Here is an 8,130-nt window from a genome sequence, read left to right as displayed (position 1 = left end):
AAGGCCGGTCGGGTCTGTGCCGTCGGGGAGATTCTCGAACCGGGCGAAGATCTCACCGCTGCTGACGCCGCTGCTGTCAAGCCAATTCGCAACGCCGGGATTGGTCGCGCTGACCACGTAGTAGGTGTAGCCATTGGGATCGGCGAACGCCGTGGTGTTGTTCAGCGTCGTCTGCGCCAAGGTGGACGGCAGCCCGGCGCCGAAGACGTTCATCAGTTCGATCCCGCTGTAGCCGGACGGCACGTCGGGCACTTGCACGATCAGGGCCTGGCCGGGATTCAGGTCGAAATTCCCACTGGAGACCTCGGCGCTGGGCAGACCCGTTGCGAACAAACTCGTTTCAGGTGCCAGCGCGCCCATCGTGTTCGGCGGCAGATCGATGCCGGCGATCTGGGCCAGACCCATGTTCTCCTGGTTGAAGGGTCCGACGATGTTGCTGAACGCCGTGAACAGCGTCGTCAGCAACGAGTCGACCGAGGTGATGTGGGGCGTGGAAGTCCCTGCTGCCGAGCCTATTGCGACCGCAGTGCTGTCCGCGCTGGGGAAGATTCCCGTGCTCGGTATGGAGAAGAACGCCGGACAGTCGGACACGCAGTGGATGCTGACGCTGCTCGGGCCTTGTGCCCAATCGCCCAGCGCATCTCGAATCAGCAGGGCGGCATCGCCGTTGGTGGTGGCGTCGGTGTCGTTGATGAAATTGACCGCGCCCGTTGGCTCGGTGGGCCCGATGTCGACGGTGAACGTGCCGTTCGGGTTTACGACCAGACCGTGGTCGAGTTCCAGACTTTGCTTGCTGACAGTAGTCGAGCCGGTGACGGATTCGGTCGCAATGGCGAGCGCTTCGGTACCTTTGCCGACGGTGCCGGTGAGTTCGTAGGTCGCACCGGGCGCCAGTCCCGCAGTCGTGTGGTAATAGATGTCAGGGGTAAAGAACTGAAAGTACTGACGGGAATCGGCGGCATCGGTGGCTACTGCTTCCGGTGACTGGAAGAAGACGCCGTTGAAAAGCTCAGTGACTCTGGATAGTCCAGCGGAGAGCAGTTCATAGTTGGTGTTCTGCAGATCGGTCATCAGCGTGGCGCCGCTGCCCGCGGTCGCGAACGGCAGGGCGGCGTCGTAGGCCGCCGCCTGCTGCATGGCCTCGAGCAGCTGATCGAGCGCCGGTTGGTAGGCCGGATCAGCGGCGGCGGGCGGCGCGGTGATCGCCATGGTGGCTGCGCCCGCCAGAGCGGTTGCCGCCAATCCGAGGGATCGCGTCCAACGCGGCAGAGTTGAAGATGTCGTGACGTTGCGCACCGCGGAACTCATGCTGATCCCTTCGTTGGGACGCGATGCACGAATTATCGGCCAACCCGACCGCGAATACCGCGATTTGAGCCATATCACGGTTCCGCGGTTCCCGCCGGTGCGCTGCCGCTCTCACATGCGGCAGGTGGCACCCTATGTTCAGGCAGCGATGTGCGGCGCACGGCGGTTCAGAGGCGCGCGCGCCGGAATCGGCCTCTGTAGGGTTGTAGAGGTGTGTGGAGCCACCGGTGAGGTACGACTCGACGGTCGAGCGCCCGATGTAGGGGCGGTGGCAGCGATGACCGCCGTCATGACGGCGCGGGGTCCCGATGGTGCGGGCGTTTGGTCCCAAGGTCGGGTCGCGCTGGGTCATCGTCGGTTGAAAATCATCGATCTGACCGAAGCCGGCGCGCAGCCGATGGTCGACTCCGATCTGGGCCTGACGATCGCCTGGAACGGCTGCATCTACAACTACAAACAATTACGCGCCGAGCTTCAGGGCTACGGCTACCGGTTCTTCTCGACCAGCGACACCGAGGTTCTGCTCAAGGCCTACCACCGCTGGGGCGACGACTTCGTCAGCCACTTGATGGGCATGTTCGCCTTCGCCATCGTCGAACGTGACAGCGGCCGCGTGCTGCTCGGGCGCGACCGACTGGGCATCAAGCCGCTGTATGTGACCGAGGACAGCCACCGGGTCCGGTTCGCGTCGAGCTTGCCGGCGCTGCTGGCCGGCGGAGGCGTCGACACCCGCATCGACCGCGTTGCCTTGCACCACTACATGTCGTTTCACTCCGTCGTCCCCGCGCCGGCCACCATCCTGCGCGGTGTGCGCAAGATCCCGCCGGGATCGCTGCTGGCCATCGAACCCGACGGTCGTCGCGTCGCCGACACCTATTGGCGCCCCGATTTCACCCGGCACGACGACCGGGCCGGCTGGTCGGCCCGGGACTGGGAAGACGCCGTGCTGTCGTCGCTGCGCACCGCGGTCGAACGCCGCCTGGTCGCCGACGTGCCGGTCGGCTGCCTGCTGTCCGGCGGCGTCGACTCCAGCCTGATCGTCGGGTTGCTCGCCGAGGCCGGCCAGCACGGGCTCTCGACGTTCTCGATCGGTTTCGAGTCCGCCGGCGATATCAAAGGCGACGAGTTCCAGTACTCCGACATCGTGGCCCAGCGCTTCGAGACCGATCACCACCAGATCCGGATCGGCACCGAGCGGATGCTGCCCGCTCTGGACGGGGCCATCGGCGCGATGAGCGAACCGATGGTGAGCCACGATTGTGTGGCGTTCTACCTGCTCAGCCAGGAAGTCGCCCAGCATGTGAAGGTGGTGCAGTCCGGGCAGGGCGCCGACGAAGTGTTCGCCGGCTACCACTGGTATCCGCCGATGGGCACCTCGGCGGACTCCTCGGTCGAAAGCTCGGTCGCCGAATACCGCGCCGCCTTTTTCGACCGTGACGAAGCGGGTCTGGCCGCCATGCTCGCCGAGGGCTACCTCGCTTCGGGTGACCCCAGCCGCCGCTTCGTCACCGAGCATTTCGCCCGGGCCGGCGCCGAAACCGGCATCGACCGCGCGCTGCGGCTCGACACCATGGTGATGTTGGTCGACGACCCGGTCAAGCGGGTCGACAACATGACCATGGCGTGGGGCCTCGAGGGCCGGGTCCCGTTCCTCGACCACGAACTGGTCGAGCTCGCGGCCACCTGCCCGCCGGAGCTGAAAATCGCCCACGGCGGCAAGGGCGTGCTCAAAGAGGCTGCGCGACGGGTTATTCCGTCCGAAGTCATCGACCGACCCAAGGGGTATTTCCCGGTTCCGGCGTTGACTCACCTCGAAGGCCCCTACCTTGACATGGTCCGCGACGCTGTGTACGCACCGGTCGCCAAGGAGCGCGGATTGTTCGATACTGGAGCGGTGGACGCGCTGCTGGCCGACCCCAACGGTCGCCTGACCCCCCTTCGCGGTAATGAACTCTGGCAGATCGCGCTGCTGGAGCTTTGGTTACAACGGCATGGTGTGACCGGGCCGGCCGCATGACCTCCATTGGTCCATCGAAGGACCATACCGAGGCGATCACGCTCGGCCTGCACGACGCGTCGCCGCCGGATCTGGTGGACGTGATGGCGAAGGACGTCGAGCTCGAATTGGGTTGGGGCAAGCTCATCTTCGGCCAGACATTCGCCGACGCCGGCAAGTTGGCCGAGGCGCTTCGGCGCGAGGCGCCCGGACGGCGGGACATCTGCATCTACGCCCGCGAACCCCAAATCGTGGTCGCGGGAGCACCTTCCGAGCTCTTCATCGACCCCAGCCACACCTACCGGCTGCGCTTCAACGACGACTCTGACGACCAGACGGCGCCGTCGCCGGTCGGTGTGACCGTGCGCCGAGTCAACGACTCCTCCGACGCCGACTCGATGAACCGCGTCTTCGTCCGCTGCGGAATGGTTCCCTCGCCGGTCGACACGATCTGGAACAACAACCTGAACGAGCCCGCCGTCACCTACCTGCTCGCGGTACGCGAGGACGACGGTGCCGTCGTCGGCACGGTGACCGGCGTCGACCACGAGCTGCTGTTCAACGACCCCGAGCAGGGTTCGAGTTTGTGGACGCTGGCGGTCGACCCGGCTGCGGGGTTACCGGGCATCGGCATTGCGCTGACCAAGAAGTTGGCGTCGCACTTCCGACGCGCGGGCCGCGCGTACATGGATCTCTCTGTTACCCATGACAATTCGGCCGCAATCAAGCTCTACGAAAAACTCGGCTTTCGTCGGGTCCCGGTGCTGGTGATCAAGCGGAAGAACGCGATCAACCAGCCGCTGTTCAGCCCGCCGCCGGAGACGGTCGACGACCTGAATCCCTATGCGCGCATCATCGCCGAGGAGGCGTTGCGTCGCGGAATCTGGGTGGAGGTGCTCGATGCTGAAACTGGGGAGATGCGGCTCAACCACGGCGGTCGTAGCGTCATCACCCGAGAATCGTTGTCAGAGTTCACCTCCGCCATCGCGATGTGTCGTTGTGATGACAAAAGGCTGACTCGCAGGCTGGTGTCGGACGCGGGAATCACCGTGCCGCGCGCTCGGCTGGCGACGTTCGACGACGACGACTACGCCTTTGTTAAAGAGGTGGGTGAGGTCGTCGTCAAGCCCAGTCGAGGCGAGCAGGGCAAGGGCATCACGGTCGGCATCACCGCCGCTCACGGACCCGCAGAGCTCACCACGGCACTGTCGTGGGCGCGCGAGCAATACCCCGAGGTGCTGATCGAACAGCGAGTTGTGGGCGACGACCTGCGACTGGTGGTGATCGACGGACGGGTAGTTGCCGCTGCGCTGCGCCGGCCGCCCGAGGTCATCGGCACCGGCACGCACACCGTTCGTGAGCTGATCGCGACAGAGAGTCGACGGCGGTCGGCGGCTACCGGCGGCGAGTCGAAGATCCCGCTGGACGCGGTGACCGAGGCAACCGTGATCGAGGCTGGGTGGAAGCTGGATGATGTTTTGCCCCAAGGCAATCGGTTGCGCGTTCGACACACCGCAAACCTGCATCAGGGCGGCACGATCCACGACGTCACCCCCGAGGTGAATCCCGAACTGTGCCGGGTGGCGGTCACGGCGGCCGAGGCGATCGGTATTCCGGTGACGGGCATCGACCTGCTCGTGCCCGATGTCACCGGTGAGGCATACGCCTTCATCGAAGCCAACGAGCGCCCAGGCCTGGCGAACCACGAACCACAGCCCACCGCAGCGGCTTTCATCGACTACCTGTTCCCCGGCCAGCCCGGTCAACCGTCGCCTTGGACTCCCGACGAGTCGCCGCGGGTGCCTGACGACTCGGTTGTTCGATAGCTTCACCAGGGCGACGGGACACCCGCGCGGATGCGGGCGACCTCCGATCGCGCGAAGCGCACCCGGTCGGTGTCGGCGCCGCGCGCGGCGGCCAGCTCATCGGCGAGCGCGTAGGCTGCGTTGAGGATGTAACGTGCGCGCCGGCGTCCCCGGCGGTTGCGTCCAGCCTTGCGATATGCCTTGCGGGCCTTACGGTTACCGGCCATCGCGTCGAGTTCGACCGGCGTGATGACGTCGCGGGCCTGCTCGGGTGCCATCACGTCGCGGACGAAGTCGCGCTCCCGGGCCACGGTCAGCTGGTAGACCCGAGCAACGATGATCAGCGCGACGATGATCGTGCCGACGAGCAGTCCGATTAACATCGGCGCGTTTTGGCCGGCGATGGTGGCCACCGAGTCCCAGGTTCCGTGCAGCAGCATCGGTATTGCAATCAGGATCAGCCCGCGACCGATTTTCCGTGGCTCGGCGGGGCGGCCCAAGAGGTAGACCACGCCGGCGCAGAAGATTGCGCTGTACAGGATATGTGCGGCCACCCCGGTGAGCATCCGCAGGATGATGGTGCCGATCGATGCGCCAATTTGATTGGCGCCGAACTGAGTGCCGGCTGACGTCAGGGCGTAGGTGATGTCCTCGACGATCTGGAAGCCGAGGCCGATGAACGCGCCGAGAATGAAACCGTCGAACGCGGTCCGGATGTGCCGCTGCGCCAACGCGATCAGCAGTAGCAGTCCCGATCCCTTGGCCAGTTCCTCGGTGAAAGGCGCGGCCAGGCCGGCACCCCAGTTCAGCGCCCACACCTGGCCGAAGTTCTTGCCGTACAAGGCCAGCAGCGCGTCGTTGGCGTTGGCGGCCATCGCTCCGGTGGCGGCGAAGCCACCCCAGAGGAACGCGACGACCATCAGCTTGTGGGGAAGTTTGGCGTAGTGGTCGATCCTGTCGGTGAACCACCAGAACAACGCCGCATAGATGGCAAACGATGTGACCGCCAAGCCGATAGCTTCGCCGTAGGCGTTGTATTCGCGCGCCAGCGTCGAAAAGAACGTCAGCACACCGATCCCGACCAGCGCCAGATATCCCCAGAAGGCGAAGTTGCGCGGTTGGTAGAAGACGAACCGCCGGCCCCACCCGGAGATGTCGAGGGCGACGTCGCGCGTGCGGTCGAGTTCTTCCAGAGGCGTCATCGCTGCTCCTGCTCGGAGGCCTTGATGCTGGCGATCATTCGCACCACCGCGGCGCTGTGCGCGGTATCGGCGTCGGTTGGCCCGGTCGCCACCGCTTCGACTCCGCGGTCGCCGAACACGAATGCCGCGATCAGACCTCGGGTGTGCGGCCCGGTGACTCGCAGGGTCGCGCCCTGTTTTCCTTGGGTTGTCACGATCGTGGCGGGTGCGCCGGTGATGTGCACTCCGCGCCCCCGGTTCAGCTCGTCCGACGTTGTCTGGATCTGATCGAGAAGCTGATCGGCGTCGCCGCGGAACGACCCGGTGCGCACGGTGAACTTCAGCGCGCCGTCCTCGACGGTGGCAGAGGCAGGGTATTGCCCGGATATCGGCGGGTGACCGGCGCGCACACCCGAGGTGATGCCCCAGCCGGCCTCGGGAACAAAGGTCACGTGGCCCTCGATTTGCATGACATCGCCGGCTCTGACGATGTCGTGGTAGGGGACCGTCGCGTTGACCACCGGCAACACCACCGACATGGCGACGACCAGGGCAAACACCGCCAGGGTCGGGCGCAGGGTGCGCCGGTCCAGGCCGAACCGTCGTTCGTCGGCAGGCACCCAGCCCTCGTCGGGCTCGAACCGTGGTGCTGCGGCCGCAGCCGATACATCGGTCATGGACTCACTTCCTCGTTGGCTCGATGAATTCTGACAGCAGGACAACCATCGTGCGGCAACGCCCAACAACTCGACGCGCCGAGCATTTAGGCTTGGCGACCATGACCATCGACCGTGCGGCCCTGGCCGTGGGCGCCATCCGGCTTGCTTCGGGCATTTCGTTCCTCATCGACCCCCTGCGGGCGAACCGGATCTGGGGCGACCCGGATACACCTTCGCCTACCGCGCAGCTTCTGCTGCGCTCGATGGGTTACCGCGACGCGTTGATCGGCGGGCTACTGGCCGCGTCGGCCCTGCGCGGCCGCAACACCCGGGGTTGGTTTCTGGCATCCGCCGGCGCCGACGCCGCCGATCTGCTGGGCGGCATCAGCGTGCACCACCAGATGAAGCGTTCGCAGCAGTTGATCGGGCTGGGCGGTGCCGTCATCGGCGTCGGCACCGGACTGTGGGGAGCGGCTCGCCGCCGCGTCGGGGTGAGCGAGGCACCCGCTTCGGTCGACGGCTGACCGCATGCGCGCGTTGCGTTTCAGCGAGTTCGGCGACCCCAGCGTGCTGCGCATGGAGGACGTCGCCGAGCCCGTTGCCACGGCGGAGGAGGCGGTGGTCCGGGTCGAGGCGGCATCGGTCAATCCCTCTGACGTGAAAAACGTTGCCGGGGGCATGGATTGGACGGTCTTGCCGCGCACCCCCGGGCGCGACTACGCCGGAGTTGTGGTCGGTGGCCCACCCGAATGGGACGGCGTGGCGGTGTGGGGCACCGGGGGAGACACCGGTTTCAGCCGCGACGGTTCACATGCCGAGTTGATGTCGGTGCCCGTTGCGGCCCTGGTCCGCAAGCCCGAACGACTCGGCTTCGACGAGGCTTCGGCAGTGGGCGTCAACTTCGTCGTCGCCTGGTATGGGCTGGTGGAAACCGCGCAACTCGCCGCCGGTGAGACCGTCGTCGTGTTCGGCGTATCCGGCGGGGTCGGCGGCGCGGTCGCACAAATCGCACATGCCTTCGGCGCCAACGTGATTGGCGTTGGGCGGCGCCGGCCTGGGCCGGATACTGCGGCCGCGTCGGTGATCGAGCATTTCATCACTTTCGACCCGGACGCCGATATGGCCGCGGCGGTCAGAGGCCTCACCGCGGGTGCGGGCGCCGACGTGGTGTACGACGCGGT

Annotated in this window: 6 protein-coding genes and 1 pseudogene; 4 read left to right on the top strand and 3 right to left on the bottom strand. The window is 66.1% G+C overall.

The features are described from left to right. A pseudogene (locus tag AC2VOG_RS18285) lies at window positions 1-1,308 on the bottom strand (hypothetical protein); the annotation flags it as partial. Between the two features lie 211 nt (window positions 1,309-1,519). On the opposite strand from AC2VOG_RS18285, the gene AC2VOG_RS18280 reads away from it, so the two are divergent. Both AC2VOG_RS18280 and ngg read left to right on the top strand, forming a co-directional pair. After that, window positions 1,520-3,325 carry an N-acetylglutaminylglutamine amidotransferase gene (locus AC2VOG_RS18280; protein ID WP_486941252.1) on the top strand — a complete coding sequence of 602 codons (1,806 nt, stop codon included), beginning with the start codon at window positions 1,520-1,522 and terminating at the stop codon, window positions 3,323-3,325. Then, on the top strand, window positions 3,322-5,130 hold the full coding sequence (ngg, locus tag AC2VOG_RS18275; protein WP_486941251.1) for an N-acetylglutaminylglutamine synthetase: 1,809 nt from the start codon (window positions 3,322-3,324) through the stop codon (window positions 5,128-5,130). Before AC2VOG_RS18280 ends, ngg begins: the two co-directional genes overlap by 4 nt. Before the next feature lie 2 nt (window positions 5,131-5,132). On the opposite strand, the gene AC2VOG_RS18270 is transcribed toward ngg, so the two are convergent. Then, complete coding sequence (locus AC2VOG_RS18270) at window positions 5,133-6,311, bottom strand: PrsW family intramembrane metalloprotease (protein ID WP_486941250.1); 1,179 nt, start codon at window positions 6,309-6,311, stop codon at window positions 5,133-5,135. Then, window positions 6,308-6,967: a hypothetical protein gene (locus tag AC2VOG_RS18265; RefSeq protein ID WP_486941249.1), complete on the bottom strand. Its 660-nt coding sequence runs from the start codon at window positions 6,965-6,967 to the stop codon at window positions 6,308-6,310. Before AC2VOG_RS18265 ends, AC2VOG_RS18270 begins: the two co-directional genes overlap by 4 nt. Window positions 6,968-7,068: 101 nt before the next feature. On the opposite strand from AC2VOG_RS18265, the gene AC2VOG_RS18260 reads away from it, so the two are divergent. Together AC2VOG_RS18260 and AC2VOG_RS18255 are read left to right on the top strand one after the other, a co-directional pair. Then, window positions 7,069-7,473, top strand: a complete 405-nt coding sequence (locus AC2VOG_RS18260; protein WP_486941248.1) for a DUF4267 domain-containing protein — start codon at window positions 7,069-7,071, stop codon at window positions 7,471-7,473. A 4-nt stretch (window positions 7,474-7,477) separates the two neighbouring features. Further along, the coding region (locus AC2VOG_RS18255) for a quinone oxidoreductase family protein (RefSeq protein WP_486941247.1) at window positions 7,478-8,130 on the top strand (653 nt) is incomplete at its 3' end.

The organism is Mycobacterium sp. TH-M11 (assembly GCF_057473725.1).
This window is presented reverse-complemented; position numbering and strand designations above follow the sequence as displayed.